We start from the raw sequence: 16,844 nt of genomic DNA on the forward strand, positions 1-16,844 counted from the left end.
TTTATATTTATATAAGAGAACAATTTTTTTATTTCTATTCTACTGATATTTAATTAAAAACACTTATTAATTGTGAAATGATGCAAAATCGTTATCGCTTATAAGTGAAAGAATTAATTATTCAATCATACAAATACGTTATGAAAAATTAATTAACTAAATATATTTCAGAAAATTACCACCCATATCTGGGGCTTGATTATTTATAGGTAAATATATGGCAACAAATAACACATTATCCTCTAATTTTAATAGTTACAATAAAAGCATGACTGATATAACGAGGTTAATAAAATCTATTACAGAGAACTTAATAAAAATTACCAATGTTTATGCAATTTTAAATAGATCTCAACGAAATCAATTGAGTAGTAATAATTCAAAAGTATTAGTAGATAATACACTCAAAAACCTTCAAGTATACATTGATAAATTTAAAGTTGATAATTCTGTTAACCAAGCAGCATCCAAAAATGCTAAAAGAAAAGCACAATTAACAAAACTTGAGCAAGAAGAAAAAAAAGCAAAAGAGGGTGTTAATGATCTATTGGTACTTGCTGATATTACAAAAGAGTACACAGTTGCCAAACAAAAATTAATGGAAAGTTGGGAACATGAAGATAAGAAACAAGGCAATTTATTAGATTGGCTGAAAGCAGGTATAGAAGAATATCTTAAAAAAGCTCAAGATCTCTCAGGTATGGTAAAAGATTTTGCAAATAATACAATGAAAAATCTAACCAGTATGCTATTAAAGTTTATTAATACAGGTAAGTTAAATTTTAAGGATTTTGCCAAATCAATTATTACAAATATCCTTGAAATCATAAAGAAATTATTAGTGTTTAAAGCCTTAAGTTCGATATTTAACTGGATAAAAAATTGGGGGTCAGACACTAATGTCAATAAGACAAGTCAATCTCAATCTGATACCAATGATCCAAAAACAATAGTTGGAAAATCTCTCCAAACTCTTCAAGTGTATATAGATAGATTCAACACTGATAATTCTGTTAACCAAGCAGCATTGAATAATGAAAATAGAAAAGCACAATTAGTAGCACTTGAACAAAAAGAAGAAAAAGAAAAAGAAGGTGTTCATGATCCATTAGTACTTACTGATATTACAAAAAGATATACCGAAGCTAAACAACTATTACAACAAAGTTGGGAGCAGGAAGAAAAGAATCAGGGCAACTGGTTGGATTGGTTGAAAATAGGTATAGAAGAATTTCTTAATAAAGCTCAAGATGTCTCCGGCATGGTAAAGGATTTCGCAAACAATACAATGAATCAACTAACAGGAATGCTTTTGACATTTATTAATACCGGTAAGTTAAATTTTAAGGATTTTACCAAATCAATTATTGCCAATATTATTGAAATTATACAGAAATTAGTGATATTTCAGGCTTTTCGGTCAGTATTCAAGTGGATGAATATAGGTGCTTATGATGGTGGTTATATTCAAGGTTATGCTCTTGGAGGTGGTGTCGGATATAACGATAAGCCAGGAGGTTTTACAGGTTATGGCAATAAATATAAACCTGCTGGAATTGTACATAAAGGTGAATTTGTCTTTACTAAAGAGGCGACAAAACGTTTAGGGACTAATTATCTCTATGCTCTTATGAATGACAAGGAAAATACCTTTGATAAAGATGGTTATGTTGATGTAGGAAATACAACTCCTGTTGCAATTAATCGGCAGGCAAATCGGTCATTTAATGACTTAAATGTTAACGCTAATGTTGCTGTAAATATGCTATCAGAAAACCAATCTTCGGTTGATTCAGATAATGTAAATGCCCAATCGGCTCAAAATCAGATTGGCGCTATTATTCAAAAACAGCTAAATGAAACATTTAAAAAATCCGTTTCTCCAGGAGGAGAATTATATAACGTTATGAAAACAATGAGATAATGAAATCTTTTATTGATTTTCAGTGAATGTTTTTTATTTAAGGTTTGAAAAGTAATACAAATAATAACAGCCTCTAATTTTCTATCATAAAGCACTTTTTTCAATGAGTTCTTTTATCAAAGAAAAGAATTTCTTATTAAACACCTAACCTAAGTGTTATTAAACACTATATATACCTATCAAAATTTAAACAATTATATTAATAGGGGAGAATATGACAGTCGATAGATTTAAATGGAAAATACAAAGTTCTCCATCTGGAAGTGAACAAGTGAGTACCAACGAATCTAAATTTAATGATGGTTATTCCCAGATTTGGTCATCTGGAATCAATAATTCTAGTGAAACATGGGAGTTATCTTTTACGGGAAATTCTGATGAAGTAGCTAAGTTAAGACAATTTTTGAATAACCATATTATTAAATCTTTCAAATGGGTAAATCCTTGGGGGGAAGATAAATTATACAGAGTTCAAAACCAATCGATTAAGTCTGAATTTATCACAAATAAACTGGTAAAGTTAAACTTCACTTTTATCCAAGCTTATTCACCTTAATTATAACAATATTCGTTTAATAACCACCTTAAGGTGGTTTTTTTGTTTGTGGAGATAGAAAAATGTCAATTACACAAGATTTACAATCGCTTGAAGGTAATCAATTAATACAACTTATAGAAGTTGATGGAACCAAGTTTGGACTTGACGAGATACTCAGATTTCATGCCCTTAATATTTCTCCGGAAGGTTGGAACTCATTCATTGCTGAAAATTTACCGTCTATTAAATGGCAGGGTAAAGAATATCTACCGTATCCTTATGAAATCAAAGATATAGAACTTAGTAGTACAGGCGCTCAGCCTACACCAAAATTATCGGTTGGAAATATAGATAACAGAGTCACCAAACTTTGCCTCGATTATGATGATTTAGTTCAAGCTAAAGTTAAAATTCATACAACAATGGCGAAATACCTTGATTCTTCTAATTGGATAAATGGTAATCCTCAAGCGGATCCGACTCAAGAACGAGTTCAGTTATTTTTTATCAATAATAAATCATTAGAAAATAAAACGATGGTTGAATTTGAATTATGTTCACCTTTTGATATTCAAAATCTACAGTTACCGACCAGGCAAATAACCACTGTTTGTACATGGTGTATGCGTGGTTGGTATCGAAGTGGTACTGGTTGTGATTATGCCGGTAATAAATATTTTACCAAAGAAGGTTTACCAACTGATGACCCAGCTAAAGACGAATGCGGGGGACTGCTAAAAGATTGCAAAGCCAGATATGGCAAAAATCCTCTTCCTTATGGTGGTTTCCCTGCTGCTAATCTACAAGGCAAATAATATGCGACAAAAGTTATTAGATTCAATTAAAAAACATGTTGAAAGCCAATATCCTAATGAGGCGTGCGGTTTGATTGTTGATACTGGTAAAACCCAAAAATATATACCATGTAAAAACATATCAGAGAATCCGACAGAACACTTCTTAATCTCTTCTGATGAACAATTAGAAGCCGAAAAGCAGGGTGAAATTATCATGATTATACATTCTCACCCGGATGTACCAAAACTAATACCCTCTGAGTTTGATCGTATTCAATGTGACTACTCAGGTATTGAATGGGGGATCATGTCATATCCTGATGGTGATTTTTGTACAATCTCACCACGAATAAATCGAGATTATACCGGGCGCCAGTGGTTGTTAGGTCATGCTGATTGTTGGTCTTTAATCATGGACTATTACCAGCGAGAACATGGCATTAGTTTAAAAAACTATTCTGTCTCGAGTGAATGGTGGGAAAGTGGTAAGGAAGATCTTTATGATGATAATTGGCGTTCTGAAGGATTTATTGAAGTCAACCTCGATGAAATGAAAGTAGGGGATATAATTATGATGCGTATTAGCGCACCGGTGACCAATCATGCAGGTATTTATGTTGGTGATAATCTCATTTTACACCATTTATATGGTCAATTATCTTCACGAACACCTTATGGTAAATATTTTCGAGATAGAACTGTTCGTATAGTAAGACATAAGGAGTTATTTGATGCTAAGTAATTTAACGTTTAAAGGTGCCATGGCTAAACAGTTCGGTAAAAATCATCAATATGATGTGCAAAATATTAAAGAGCTTATAAGAGCGTTATGCGCAACGATAAAGGGTTTTGAAAAATACATGTGTTCGGCACATATGAAGGGTATCAAGTTTGCTTTTTTTGTTGACGGTAAAAATATCGGAATAGATGAATTCGATATTAATGCTAATGGTGAAAATTATATGATCATGCCTGTAACGCAAGGTTCTAAAAGAAATGGAATGTTACAAATCATCATAGGAGCCGTTGCTTTGGTGGCAGCATTTTTCACAGCAGGTATGTCACTAACTGCATGGGGTGTAGCAATGACTGCTGGCACAATGTCTGCAACATCCATTTTAACCGGTATTGGTATCAGTATGATGCTTGGCGGCGTAGTTCAGTTACTTACACCTCAACCTAAATTTAATGTAGGTACGTCATCAAGCACAGAAAATAAACCTAACTATGGGTTTGGTGGTCCGATTAATACCAATGCGATTGGTTATCCTGTACCAATTTTATTGGGTGAGCGTGAAATAGGTGGTGCCGTGATTAATGCCGGTATTTATTCAGAAGATCAACAATAGGTGAATTATGCAATTAATAGAAGGTCAAAAAGGCGGTAAAAAAAAGCAACACAATCCGTATGAGCAACCTGATAATTTGCTTTCAACAGCTAAACTCAAAGTACTTTTGGCATTAAGTGAAGGAGAAGTGCAAGGCGATTTAACCGGTCAAAATATTTTTATTGATAACACTCCGTTAATTAATCAAGATGGTTCTTATAATTTTACAGGTGTCAAATGGGAATTTCGCAATGGTTCCCAACCTCAGGATTATATTCAAGGTATACCAGAAATTAGCAATGAATTAAGAGCTAATTTTGTGGTGAAAAAAGACAAACCATGGGTACGTTCATTTTCTAATTTAGATCTTGATGCTATCAGAATTAAATTGAGCTTACCAACTCATGTTCAATATAAAGATAACGGCGATACAGTTGGTACTGTAACTCAATATTCTATTGATTTATCAACAGATGGAAGTGCTTTTGAAACCGTTGTAAATGGTAAATTTGACGGTAAAACCACCTCTGAGTATCAACGAGATCACCGAATTAATTTACCTAATGCGATAGACGGTTGGACTATACGCGTCAGACGATTAACACCTGATTCAAAATCGAGTAAATTAATTAATGCCTTTGGTGTATCTTCCTATGCTGAAGTGATAGATAGCAAAATGCGATATCCAAATACCGCATTACTTTATATCGAATTAGATGCAAGTCAATTTAATGGTTCTGTACCTAAAATAAGCTGTTTGTTAAAAGGTAAAGCTATTCCTGTTCCTGATAATTACGATCCTATAAACCGTACCTATTTAGGTGTTTGGACAGGTGGTTTTAAAATGGCTTATACGAATAATCCAGCCTGGATAGCTCATTATTTAATGCGAGATGAAATAGCAGGAATGGGACTAAGAATTGGTTCTGCCATGTTGGACAAATGGTCAATTTACCAATTAGGCCAATATTGTGATCAAATGGTATCAGATGGTCAAGGAGGTAAAGAGCCAAGATTTACATGTAATGAATATATACAAAGTCAAGAAGACGCTTATACAGTACTTAAAGATTTGGTTGCTTCATTCCGTGGCATTATTTTTTGGGGTAACGATCAAATATGTTTAACGGCAGATATGCCACAAGATGAACCTGATTTTATTTATCATCCATCAAATGTAATTGGCGATTTTGCTTATTCTGGCGGTTCTTATAAAAATCGTTATACCTCTTGTTTAGTATCCTATTCTGATCCTAATAATCACTATAATGATGATGTAGAGCCTGTTTGGGATCATGATTTAATGCGTCGATATGATGTGAATGTCATGAAATTAACAGCGATTGGTTGTACTTCTCAGGCAGAAGCACACAGGCGCGGGCGTTGGGCTTTACTTTCGAATGCAAAAGATGGCATTGTTACATTTTCGGTTGGTTTAGATGGTTATATTCCTTTACCGGCTAGAATTATTGGTATTGCTGATCCCTCTCGTTCAGGCAAGGAGAACGGCGGACGTATTCATGAGGTTGCAGGACGAAAAATAACATTAGATCGGGAAGTGGATTATGATGCAGGTGATCGTCTGGTTATCAATTTACCTGACGGAACAGCACAGAGTAGAACAATAAAATCCATTAGTGCAGATAAAAAAACAATTACGGTTTCAGCCAATTACAAAGTTGAACCTGCTGTAGGTGCAGTTTGGTGCATAGATAGTGATAATATTGCGATTCAATATTTTAGAGTGACATCAATATCAGCAAATGGTAATGGGCAATTCACAATAACAGCTATTCAACATGATCCCGATAAATTCAAATACATTGATGAAGGGATAAGAATAGAGCCAAAACCGATTACAGTAATACCACAAAGTTCAGTCACTACACCTAAAAATATCATAATTTCAGAAAATAGTTATATATCGCAAGGGTTATCGGTTGCTTCATTAAATGTAACTTGGGATGCTGTTGAGGGAGCTACAAATTACGTCGCGCAATGGAGAAAAGATAACTCATCTTGGATCAACATAGGTCACACAAATGGTACAAGTTTCACCATTGATGGTATTTATTCAGGTAATTATGATGTTCGTGTACGTGCGATTAATACTGTTGATACTTCATCGTCTTGGGGATACTCTCAATCAACAAATATCAAGGGTAAATTAGGAAAACCAGATAAACCTGTAAATTTCAATGCTACAGACAATGTTGTATTTGGCATTGATTTAAATTGGTTATTTCCTATTGGCAGTGGAGATACCAGTCATACAGAAATCCAATACTCTTCTCATGAAAATGAAGAAAATGTGTTGTCCTTAACTAATGTCACCTATCCAAGTTGTAACTATTCACAAACAGGGCTAGTGGTAGGTCAAACGTTTTTCTATCGAGCGCGGTTAGTCGATAAAATCGGTAATGTTAGTGATTGGACTGAATGGGTAAGAGGTATTTCTAGTACTAATACCAATGATTTAACCGATCATATTTTTGAGGAAATAAAAGAGACTGATGCTTGGCATTCCCTCATTGATTCCGTAGATAAAACGACTATTAGTTCAATTGAAAACGCAAAATCAATTATTGAAAATGCGTTAGCAATTGATACCGAAACAAGGCAACGTAGACTTGAAAATGGCAACTTATCAGCAGAAATTAAAGAGACCAACTCGGTTTTATTAACTGAAAAAGAAGCGACAGCTATTGCATTAAAAGAGCTTAATTCTAAATATGGCACAGTAAGTAGTAATTTAACTGAATTAAAACAAACCACCGCCGAGCAAAACGTTGCAACTACTAAATCCATTCAATCTCTTACCAGTAAAGTTGGTGATGTAAATAGTAACTTAGCAGAACTCAAGCAGACTACATCTGAGCAAAACTCTGCTATGGCTCAATCAATTCAGAACATTACAACACAGGTAGGAGATGTCTCAACATCAATTTCAGATGTTAGTAAGACTGTAAATAATTTGGATGGGAAAGTCTCCGCGCAACGAACCATGAAAGTTGAGGTTGATAATAAAGGGCAACAGTATGTTGCGGGCATGACAATGGGTGTTGAACAAACATCTGCCGGTACTCAATCTAATGTGATTTTTCTCCAAGATAGATTCTCAATTATGAATAGAGCAGGTGGAACCCCCAATGTTATTTTCACAACTAATGGTGATCAAGTTATTATTAAAGATACAGCTATTGGAAATGGATCTATCACTAACGCAAAAATTGGTAATGTTATTCAATCAGATAATTTTAAAGAAGGCGTTTCAGGTTGGCAATTGTCAAAAAACGAAGGAAAATTAAAAGCTGTTAATGCCGATATTTCAGGAAAATTGAAAGCCACATCAGGTGAACTTAATAATGTTATAATTAATGAAAATTGCTCTATACGTGGTACTTTAAATGTCAATCAGATCCACGGTAATATTTTGTCAGCAAAAATGCTAAAAAAAATAGTTACATTGGACAGTGAAAATAATAACCAATATTTGATGAGTGTCAAAGGCAACGGGAACTGGCAAACTCTTTGTTTTGTTGATGATATTGATATTGCTTTCTACCTTAAATTTAAGGATGTAATTAAGAGGTTTGAATTTGGTGATCGTAAAGGTGTGTGTTTTTTATTTAACAATCAATATCCATTTGATATAAACCAAAATAATTCCATGAAAAACTTGTGTGTTCCAATCCCTCCTTTTGAAAACGGTTCTAGAATTGATATATCGCTCATTGATAATCAAGGAATCTCAGGGTCAATTTATCTTAATTTCAATATTAATAATTTATTATTATTAATGAATAATTCAGAGGGTTTTATTGATTAATCATAACTATTTAAGTTTTTTCATATTAAAATTCAAGGAAATTTTATGTCTTGGTATACAACAGGTTTAGTAAATCTAACAAATGGCAGTAAAACAGTAACAGGCGTTGGCACAAAATGGACAAATCCTTTAATTGGGATTTGTGCAGGTCAAATGCTGATACTAAAAACAACAGATACAATAGAAATTTGTGAAATAGCATCGGTTCAATCTGACACACAATTAACATTAGCCAATAAATACGAGGGAGTGACTAAAACCGGCGTTAATTATGAGATCCCGACTGCTCCTAATGTTTCAGTTGAACATTTAGCATTGCGAATATCCGAGATGCTAAATTACTATCAACAACAAATGGAGGGTTGGCAAACAGTATTAACCGGTCAAGGTGAGGTTACATTAACGGCACCAGACGGTCGCATTGTGACAATAAAATCGCAATATTCAATTCAAAATGAATTAATAAAACTAGTCGAAAAAGGTAAAAATTTTTCAGAAATTGCAATTCAAAACGCTGAATTATCAAATAATGCCAGTCAATCAGCAAAAGATAGCGAAAGCAGTGCTAAGACCAGCGCTGATAATGCCGCTAAATTTGCTGATTCAGCCAGTCAATCGGCTAAAAATGCAGGTAATAGCGCAACCTCAGCCAAAACCGCAGAAACAGGCGCACAAACATCAGCAACAGAAGCTAAACAATCTGCATTAGATGCCAAAAACTGGGTTTCAACAGTAGACTTTTCCGAACTTGTTAAAAAATCAGGTGATACGATGTCAGGCAATCTCACTATCAGTAATAGTGATTCGTCAGCAGTATCACTGAAAAATAATAAAAATGAGGAGTGGATGTTGCGAATCCATTTAGACGGTTCATTTTCTATTTTTAATAAAAATAGTGACGGAAAATGGACATCACGATTTCGTAACGAGTCCAGTAGTAACGCTTGGCGTTTTGAAAATACCAGTGATGTGACCATTGGTGGTAAATCAATATTGAAAACAGGTGATTACGGCATCGGTGCGCCAACTGGTACTACCGCTCAAAATCTGGATGAACATCTAAATAGTGGTTTTTATGGGACGAATACCGCTAAAATTCCTAATTTACCATTTACAGGTGAAGGCTGCGCTTCATCCCTACTCGTATTACCAAGCGATAGCCCGCATTGGAAGGTTGAGCAGTTATCGGTTATTAATGGAAGAACCCCAAAAATTTATTATCGTACTGATACCAAAAATGATGGTAAACAGGCATGGTATGAGGCAATTACAACTGCGAACGCCTCTGCCGATATTGTTGGCGCGTTACCAGCCGTAAAAACAAGTGATAATAATGCACCTATTTACAAGATAGGTAATCAAGTTGATTTCTCACAAACACCAACAGTAAATGGACAATCAGTCATTACTGATGTTTCAGCGATACAAAACAAATTAAACGAAATTGGCAACAGGACTTATATTGTCGAATCCTATCAGAATGGCGATAGCTGGTATAAAGTGTATTCAAATGGTTTTATTGAGCAATCAGGAACGATTAATATAAAGACAACCGCTGTAAATTCTGTTTGCGGAACATTTATTAATTTATTAAAACCAATGAAAACGAAAAATTATGGAGTTAGCATCGATAAATTTAATAGCGGTCCATGGGCGCAAACAGAGTACGCACAGGCAGAATCATATACCACCGCGTTTTGGCTCGCATCGTATTCTAGTATTGCTGGTGAATGTTGGGTTCGTTGGACGGCAAGAGGGTATTAATATGACATATACAAATGAAGAATATGCGGAAATGGCTATTAAAGCCAATAAAGACGGTAAGTCATTAAAAATAATTGATGGTGAATTAAAAATTGTTGAATCAGAGCCTATTGCTTTATCTGATGAGCAAATTATCTCACAAAATCAAGTAATGAAAAATTCACTATTAAACGAAGCTAACGAAAAAATAGCTATTTTACAAGATATCATTGATTTAGATATGCAAGAATCTAATGAAGAGGAACAATTAAAACAATGGAAAAAATATCGAATTTTAGTTACTCGTGCTGATACCTCAGATATTAATGTTGTATTTCCCTCTAAACCTGAGTAATTCAATATAATAGGAGTACAAATGAAATATTATAAAACAGATAAAAATCAAATTTTCTCATATGATGGTGATGACTCTCAATATGATTTTATAGGGAATGGATTAATTGAAATATCCGAACAAGAGACGAAAACAATAAGAGGATGAACAACGCGCGGCAATCGAAAATAAGGTTCCTACGGAAATTAGTAGATTTCAGATGTTAGCATTTTTGAGGGTTACAATGTATGCAGGTAGAACTATGTATGACTGGATTAATGATTATGTTAATAATTTGGATGATAAATCAGATGAAAATATAATTTTAAAAACAGCATGGGAGACCGCATCAGAGTTTAGCCGTACATCGTTCCCTGTTATGACCGCGCAACGGCTATTTAATTTAACGGACGAGCAGGGGGATGAGATGTTTCTCGCAGCATCAAAAATGACGATGCCAAACACAACAGTAGAACCAACCGCAACCGGCGAATAATCAATTCATACTATCAATTTTCAATTTCACATACTCTACCGCATTACCTAACATCACAAAATCTGCTACATCATATAGTTTTTTCTGAATTTGATAGAATACATAATTATGATCGCCATCGCTATTGATAATGTAGTAATGGTACGGTAATTAGACCTCTTAATTTTCGGGCGTCATTCTGATATAAATTGGTATTGTGTAGTTTATTGTGATCATGTTGTAAAAAATTAGTAAGTTCTGTTGATCATAAACTAATATTTGATGGTTGATATTGTCGTGAGATAGATTTGTACTGAAAGTTATGCCAAATGAACTAAAAGTAATGAATAGATACACATTAATTAGGAATAGATAGCCTGTCATTTCATTGTTTTTTAATAAGTCAAATTATTTTCAACTCTAAATATTTGTCACTTTTGATTAATTTGTTGTGAGTTCGATTCCCCACCCCCCACCATTTAACATCCTCTTTTTTTATAACATTCAAAAATCAGTATCTATTTTGTTTATCTGGTTGGTACGGATTGTGAATTAATTGTGGCATAACGTACAAAATTAACTTTTTATATAACTCATCGTCAACACTAAATTAACTATAAAAGAATATCTATCGTTACCTACATTCAACATTAAACAACGGAAAAAGAAGAGAACATAGTAATAGGAACAAGTCTAGTTAGAGGTGTTTTTACATCTCACGAAACATTATTTTTATTACTGATTAAAAATTAATAGATATTTTAAAAACCGCTTATGTAATGGTTTTTTTACGCTTAAATTCGAGGAAACATATGTCTTGGTATACAACAGGTTCAGTAAATCTAACAAATGGCAGTAAAACAGTAACAGGCGTTGGTACAAAATGGACAAATCCTTTAATTGGGATTTGTGCAGGTCAAATGCTGATACTAAAAACAAAAGATACAATAGAAATTTGTGAAATAGCATCAGTTCAATCTGACACACAATTAACATTAGCCAATAAATACGCGGGAGTGACTAAAACTGGTGTTAATTATGAGATCCCGACTGCTCCTAATGTTTCAGTTGAACATTTAGCATTGCTAATATCCGAGATGCTAAATTACTATCAACAACAAATGGAGGGTTGGCAAACAGTATTAACAGGTCAAGGCGAGGTTACATTAACGGCACCAGACGGTCGCATTGTGACAATAAAATCGCAATATTCAATTCAAGATGAATTAATAAAACTAGTCGAAAAAGGTAAAAATTTTTCAGAAATTACAATCAAAAACGCTGAATTATCAAATAATGCCAGTCAATCAGCAAAAAACAGTGAAAGTAGTGCTAAGACCAGTGCTGATAATGCCGCTAAATTTGCTGATTCAGCCAGTCAATCAGCAAAAAATGCAGGTAATAGCGCAACATCAGCCAAAACCGCAGAAACAGGCGCGCAAACATCAGCAACAGAAGCTAAACAATCTGCATTAGATGCCAAAAACTGGGCTTCAACTGTAGATTTGAAAAAACATGGTATCGGTAATAGAAATCTATTATCTGACGTCGATTCGTTCCAATTAAATGGTTTTGGTTTCGTTGATAATTCAACCATTGGAAATAAGCCATTTGATTTTGCTGAAATAATTCAATCTGGAGACAGTAAATCCGAATCAGCTCAAATTGCATTAGATTTGCTCAGCAACCGCGTAAAAACACGGTCAGGTAGGCTAAATATCTGGAATCAATGGTGTGAGTTTATGACAACAAACAACACCAACGCTGATACTGTAGGAGCGTTACCAGCCGTAAAAACTGGTGCAAATAATGCACCTATTTACAAGGTGGGTAATCAAGTTAATTTTGATTTAAAACCCAAAATAGCAGGTACTGAACCGATTTACATTATTGAATCATATCAAAATGGTGATAGTTGGTATAATGTGTATTCAAATGGGTTTATTGAGCAATCAAGTGTGATTTTATCGGGTACAGATGAAATTCAAAAGATTAAATTTATGGCGATCAATCTATTAAAACCAATGAAAACAAAAAACTATGGAGTTAGTGTTGATCTATATTCAAATGGTGGACCTTGGGGATGGGTCAGATTTGCGTGTGGTAATATAAATTGCAATTCATTCATACTATGTTCGTACACAGAGGCGAATCCTGGTGCAACGCTAATTAGATGGACGGTAAGAGGGTATTAATATGACATTTACAAACGAAGAATATGCGGAAATGGCTATTAAAGCCAATAAAGACGGTAAGTCATTAAAAATAATTGATGGTGAATTAAAAATTGTTGAATCAGAACCTATTGTTTTATCTGATGAGCAAATTATCTCGCAAAATCAAACTATGAAAAATGCATTAATAACTAAAGCCAATGAAAAAATAGCTGTCCTTCAAGATATCATTGATTTAGATATGCAAGAATCTAATGAAGAGGAACAGCTAAAACAGTGGAAAAAATATCGCATTTTACTCACTCGTGTTGATACATCAGATATTAAAGTTATATTTCCTGCTAAACCTGAATAATTTTAACGTTTAGATTATTTAGTCAATAATATGAGCAATGCTGATTCAGATAGCTAATCTCTTTTAGCAATCTGAATTATTTTTTAGCAAAATAATCCCTTCAAAAATGGCTCATTTTTTTGAGTCATATTTTTAAATTTTACTATCGACTTTTTTGTAGCTCGTTTATTTGATAGGGATTAATCATATTAGTTCATTCTATATTAAACGAACTGTAATGTGGTCTCATTACATTATCAGTTTTTTACTATTGGATATCATTGTTATGTGAGGTGGTTTTAAATTATATTATCAATTGGAAAAATTAAATTATTTTGATAATATCTAGTCCAATTAACATATTTGTTTATTAAATCTGTTATTATGATTTTAATTATGGTATCGAGTGAGTAGCGTATTGGTATTGGTCGATGTATATTTATTGCGGACTTCCTCACCGCCATTTATATTGAATCTTCAAAGACTCAGAGCCGTTAGGTTCTAAAAATGTTGTTAAGATTAACGTTGGGTGTTATTTTGGCAATACCTTCTTTAGATAAGTCGCTATAAATGATGCGTAGTACCTGCCTCTCCTCGATCATTTGGAGTTATTATGGAAAACTTACGAACAGTTCAGGATTTTATTCGCTGGACAACTTCGCAATTTAGTCTATCAGATATTTATTTAGGGCATGGTACCGATAATCCTATTGATGAAGCTAAGCAACTTATTTTAGCTACACTTGGACTATCATTGTTTATTCCCCCTGAATTTTATTTAGCTAACCTGACCAATGATGAAAAACATCAATTGTTTGATATTATCCAAAAACGTATTAAAGACCGTGTTCCAACACCATATTTAACTAATCAAGCTTGGTTTTGTGGACAGAGTTATTATGTGGATGAACGTGTATTAATTCCTCGTTCACCCATTGGTGAATTAATTGAAAATCATTTCAAACAGTTATTGTCATCTAACCCAAAAAATATTTTGGATTTATGTACAGGTAGTGGTTGTATAGGTATAGCCTGTGCTTATGCTTTTCCCGATGCGCAAGTTGATATTACCGATATTTCTTTAGATGCTCTTGACGTTGCTCAAACTAATATAGACCTGCATGAAATGGCATTTCAAGTTACCCCAATATTATCTGATCTATTTAATGATTTAGAAAAAAAACAATATGATTTGATTGTTTCAAATCCACCATATGTTGATAATGAAGATATGAGTGATCTGCCTGATGAATTTCTATATGAGCCAAAATTGGCGTTGGAAGCTGGAGTTGATGGATTAGATTTAGTAAAACGAATTTTAATTGATGCTGTAGACTATTTGACCCCTCAAGGTGTGTTAGTTTGTGAAGTGGGTAATAGTTGGGTGAGTTTACAAGAACAGTATCCTGATGTACCTTTTAATTGGATCGAATTTAAGCGTGGTGGTCTTGGAGTATTTTCTATAACCTGCGAAGAACTTGTTAAATATCGACACTTTTTTATGAATAGTTTTCAATAATTGGAACGAAATATATGTCTGGAAATTCAATTGGTAACCTATTTAAAGTTACTACATTTGGTGAATCTCATGGTATTGCATTAGGTTGTATTGTTGATGGAGTTCCTCCAGGTCTTGCTTTGACAGAATCAGATATGCAACGTGATCTTGATCGCCGTCGCCCAGGATCTTCACGTTATACAACCCAACGCCGTGAAGCTGATCAGGTAAAAATATTATCAGGAGTTTTTGAAGGAGTTACCACAGGTACCAGTATCGGTTTGTTAATTGAAAATACCGATCAGCGTTCGCAAGATTATAGCCAAATCAAAGATGTTTTTCGACCAAGCCATGCCGATTATACTTATCAAAAAAAATATGGTATTCGTGATTATCGGGGTGGTGGGCGTTCATCTGCACGTGAGACAGCGATGCGAGTTGCTGCTGGTGCAATTGCTAAAAAGTATTTACAAGAAAAACTCGGTATCTCTATTCGTGGCTATTTAGCTCAAATGGGAGAGATAGAGTGCCAACTTAAAGATTGGGAGCAAGTTGAAAAAAATCCATTTTTTTGTGCTGATGAAAGTAAAATAGAAGCGCTTGATCAACTATTGCGATCATTGAAAAAAGAAGGGGATTCCATCGGAGCGAAGGTCTGTATAGTTGCTGAAAATGTACCTGTAGGACTTGGTGAACCTGTTTTTGATAAATTAGATGCAGAACTTGCTCATGCACTTATGAGTATTAACGCAGTAAAGGGTGTTGAGATTGGTGATGGTTTTGCTGTTATTAATAAACGTGGTAGTGAAAATCGTGACGAGATATCTAAACAAGGTTTTTTATCTAACCATGCCGGCGGTATTTTAGGTGGAATTAGTTCAGGTCAAACTATTTTAGCTAGCATTGCGCTAAAACCAACACCAAGCATTGAAATAACCGGTAAATCAATTAATATTTATGGTGAATCGGTAGATGTTTCTACACATGGACGGCATGATCCTTGTGTTGGAATTAGAGCGGTGCCAATAGCCGAAGCAATGGTAGCTATTGTTATTATGGATCATTATCTGCGTTATCGTGCGCAATGTGGTGATGTAAATCAGTTATGAATTATGAACTGTTAGTTTTACTTTTTGCCATTGCTACTTTGGCCGGTTTTATTGATTCAATTGCTGGAGGCGGTGGATTATTAACGGTACCAGCTTTGCTGGCTGTGGGATTACCACCAGCGAGTGCGTTAGCGACTAATAAGTTGCAAAGTTGTGGAGGATCATTCTCCGCCAGTCTCTATTTTATTCGCCAACGAATGGTTGATCTGAAACAACAAAAATGGGCGATTGTATTTGCTTTTATTGGTTCAGGTTTAGGCACTTTATGTGTAATGCATATTAAAGCTGATTTTTTAAAATTATTATTACCAATATTAACCATTAGTGTTGGTCTCTATTTTTTACTCTCGCCTACCATAGGTGAAAATGATCGTAAAAGTCGTTTATCCATATTACAATTTGCCCTCATTCCCGCTTTGACTATCGGTTTTTATGACGGTTTTTTTGGTCCAGGTGCGGGTTCGTTTTATGCTTTAGCCTATATTACCCTTGCAGGCTTTAATTTAACTAAAGCAACAGCTCACACGAAAGTATTAAATTTCACTTCCAATTTTGCTGGGTTACTTTTTTTTATTGTTGGGGGAGAGGTTGTTTGGGCAATTGGACTGGTTATGTTAGTTGGTCAATTTATTGGCGCTAGGCTTGGTGCTAAGATGGTTATTGCCAAAGGTCGTAAATTGATTAGACCTATGTTAATTACTGTATCTACTATTATGAGTATTAAGTTGATTTATGAGAATTTTTTTTAAACATGTAGATCG

15 protein-coding genes are annotated in these 16,844 nt (G+C 34.2%); all 15 read left to right on the top strand.

Going from position 1 to position 16,844, the window contains the following annotated elements:
• Positions 1-217: 217 nt before the first annotated feature.
• The 15 genes from A9G11_RS12315 to A9G11_RS12380 all read left to right on the top strand — a co-directional run bounded on the left by A9G11_RS12315 (position 218) and on the right by A9G11_RS12380 (position 16,832).
• Positions 218-1,924: a phage tail tape measure protein gene (locus A9G11_RS12315; protein ID WP_065619895.1), complete on the top strand. Its 1,707-nt coding sequence runs from the start codon at positions 218-220 to the stop codon at positions 1,922-1,924.
• Between the two features lie 214 nt (positions 1,925-2,138).
• Entirely contained in the window at positions 2,139-2,480 is a 342-nt protein-coding gene (locus A9G11_RS12320; RefSeq protein WP_065619896.1) for a phage tail protein, read from the top strand.
• Positions 2,481-2,542: 62 nt separating this feature from the next.
• A complete protein-coding gene (locus A9G11_RS12325) occupies positions 2,543-3,277 on the top strand; it encodes a phage minor tail protein L (RefSeq protein WP_065619897.1) in 735 nt (244 codons plus the stop codon).
• A gap of 1 nt (position 3,278) precedes the next feature.
• The gene (locus A9G11_RS12330) at positions 3,279-4,001 is read left to right on the top strand and encodes a C40 family peptidase (protein WP_065619898.1); all 723 of its coding nucleotides are present in this window, start codon (positions 3,279-3,281) and stop codon (positions 3,999-4,001) included.
• Entirely contained in the window at positions 3,991-4,608 is a 618-nt protein-coding gene (locus tag A9G11_RS12335; RefSeq protein ID WP_065619899.1) for a tail assembly protein, read from the top strand. The genes A9G11_RS12330 and A9G11_RS12335 overlap by 11 nt, the downstream gene beginning before the upstream one ends.
• Before the next feature lie 7 nt (positions 4,609-4,615).
• On the top strand, positions 4,616-8,416 hold the full coding sequence (gene gpJ, locus A9G11_RS12340) for a TipJ family phage tail tip protein (RefSeq protein WP_065619900.1): 3,801 nt from the start codon (positions 4,616-4,618) through the stop codon (positions 8,414-8,416).
• Between the two features lie 45 nt (positions 8,417-8,461).
• Positions 8,462-10,180, top strand: coding sequence for a hypothetical protein (locus A9G11_RS14640; RefSeq protein ID WP_065619901.1), 1,719 nt, complete (start codon positions 8,462-8,464; stop codon positions 10,178-10,180).
• 1 nt (position 10,181) lies between these two features.
• Entirely contained in the window at positions 10,182-10,514 is a 333-nt protein-coding gene (locus A9G11_RS12350; RefSeq protein WP_065619902.1) for a tail fiber assembly protein, read from the top strand.
• A gap of 21 nt (positions 10,515-10,535) precedes the next feature.
• Complete coding sequence (locus tag A9G11_RS14710) at positions 10,536-10,661, top strand: hypothetical protein (RefSeq protein ID WP_255308548.1); 126 nt, start codon at positions 10,536-10,538, stop codon at positions 10,659-10,661.
• A 76-nt stretch (positions 10,662-10,737) separates the two neighbouring features.
• Positions 10,738-10,989, top strand: a complete 252-nt coding sequence (locus tag A9G11_RS12355) for a hypothetical protein (RefSeq protein WP_065619903.1) — start codon at positions 10,738-10,740, stop codon at positions 10,987-10,989.
• 791 nt (positions 10,990-11,780) lie between these two features.
• Positions 11,781-13,163: a hypothetical protein gene (locus A9G11_RS12360; RefSeq protein WP_065619904.1), complete on the top strand. Its 1,383-nt coding sequence runs from the start codon at positions 11,781-11,783 to the stop codon at positions 13,161-13,163.
• Between the two features lies 1 nt (position 13,164).
• Positions 13,165-13,497 carry a tail fiber assembly protein gene (locus tag A9G11_RS12365; RefSeq protein ID WP_065619905.1) on the top strand — a complete coding sequence of 111 codons (333 nt, stop codon included), beginning with the start codon at positions 13,165-13,167 and terminating at the stop codon, positions 13,495-13,497.
• A 592-nt stretch (positions 13,498-14,089) separates the two neighbouring features.
• Complete coding sequence (prmB, locus tag A9G11_RS12370) at positions 14,090-14,995, top strand: 50S ribosomal protein L3 N(5)-glutamine methyltransferase (protein WP_065619906.1); 906 nt, start codon at positions 14,090-14,092, stop codon at positions 14,993-14,995.
• Between the two features lie 14 nt (positions 14,996-15,009).
• Positions 15,010-16,083 carry a chorismate synthase gene (aroC, locus tag A9G11_RS12375; RefSeq protein ID WP_065619907.1) on the top strand — a complete coding sequence of 358 codons (1,074 nt, stop codon included), beginning with the start codon at positions 15,010-15,012 and terminating at the stop codon, positions 16,081-16,083.
• A complete protein-coding gene (locus A9G11_RS12380; protein ID WP_065619908.1) occupies positions 16,080-16,832 on the top strand; it encodes a TSUP family transporter in 753 nt (250 codons plus the stop codon). The genes aroC and A9G11_RS12380 overlap by 4 nt, the downstream gene beginning before the upstream one ends.
• The last annotated feature ends 12 nt before the right edge of the window (positions 16,833-16,844 follow it).

Source organism: Gilliamella sp. wkB108 (genome assembly GCF_001690195.1).
In the GTDB taxonomy this organism is placed as follows: domain Bacteria; phylum Pseudomonadota; class Gammaproteobacteria; order Enterobacterales; family Orbaceae; genus Gilliamella; species Gilliamella apicola_L.

Excerpts from the sequence above, each read along its gene's own strand:
- A9G11_RS12315 (WP_065619895.1), top strand. The coding sequence starts at position 218 with ATGGCAACAAATAACACATTATCCTCTAATTTTAATAGTTACAATAAA.
- A9G11_RS12320 (WP_065619896.1), top strand. The coding sequence starts at position 2,139 with ATGACAGTCGATAGATTTAAATGGAAAATACAAAGTTCTCCATCTGGA.
- A9G11_RS12325 (WP_065619897.1), top strand. The coding sequence starts at position 2,543 with ATGTCAATTACACAAGATTTACAATCGCTTGAAGGTAATCAATTAATA.
- A9G11_RS12330 (WP_065619898.1), top strand. The coding sequence starts at position 3,279 with ATGCGACAAAAGTTATTAGATTCAATTAAAAAACATGTTGAAAGCCAA.
- A9G11_RS12335 (WP_065619899.1), top strand. The coding sequence starts at position 3,991 with ATGCTAAGTAATTTAACGTTTAAAGGTGCCATGGCTAAACAGTTCGGT.
- gpJ (WP_065619900.1), top strand. The coding sequence starts at position 4,616 with ATGCAATTAATAGAAGGTCAAAAAGGCGGTAAAAAAAAGCAACACAAT.
- A9G11_RS14640 (WP_065619901.1), top strand. The coding sequence starts at position 8,462 with ATGTCTTGGTATACAACAGGTTTAGTAAATCTAACAAATGGCAGTAAA.
- A9G11_RS12350 (WP_065619902.1), top strand. The coding sequence starts at position 10,182 with ATGACATATACAAATGAAGAATATGCGGAAATGGCTATTAAAGCCAAT.
- A9G11_RS14710 (WP_255308548.1), top strand. The coding sequence starts at position 10,536 with ATGAAATATTATAAAACAGATAAAAATCAAATTTTCTCATATGATGGT.
- A9G11_RS12355 (WP_065619903.1), top strand. The coding sequence starts at position 10,738 with ATGTATGCAGGTAGAACTATGTATGACTGGATTAATGATTATGTTAAT.
- A9G11_RS12360 (WP_065619904.1), top strand. The coding sequence starts at position 11,781 with ATGTCTTGGTATACAACAGGTTCAGTAAATCTAACAAATGGCAGTAAA.
- A9G11_RS12365 (WP_065619905.1), top strand. The coding sequence starts at position 13,165 with ATGACATTTACAAACGAAGAATATGCGGAAATGGCTATTAAAGCCAAT.
- prmB (WP_065619906.1), top strand. The coding sequence starts at position 14,090 with ATGGAAAACTTACGAACAGTTCAGGATTTTATTCGCTGGACAACTTCG.
- aroC (WP_065619907.1), top strand. The coding sequence starts at position 15,010 with ATGTCTGGAAATTCAATTGGTAACCTATTTAAAGTTACTACATTTGGT.
- A9G11_RS12380 (WP_065619908.1), top strand. The coding sequence starts at position 16,080 with ATGAATTATGAACTGTTAGTTTTACTTTTTGCCATTGCTACTTTGGCC.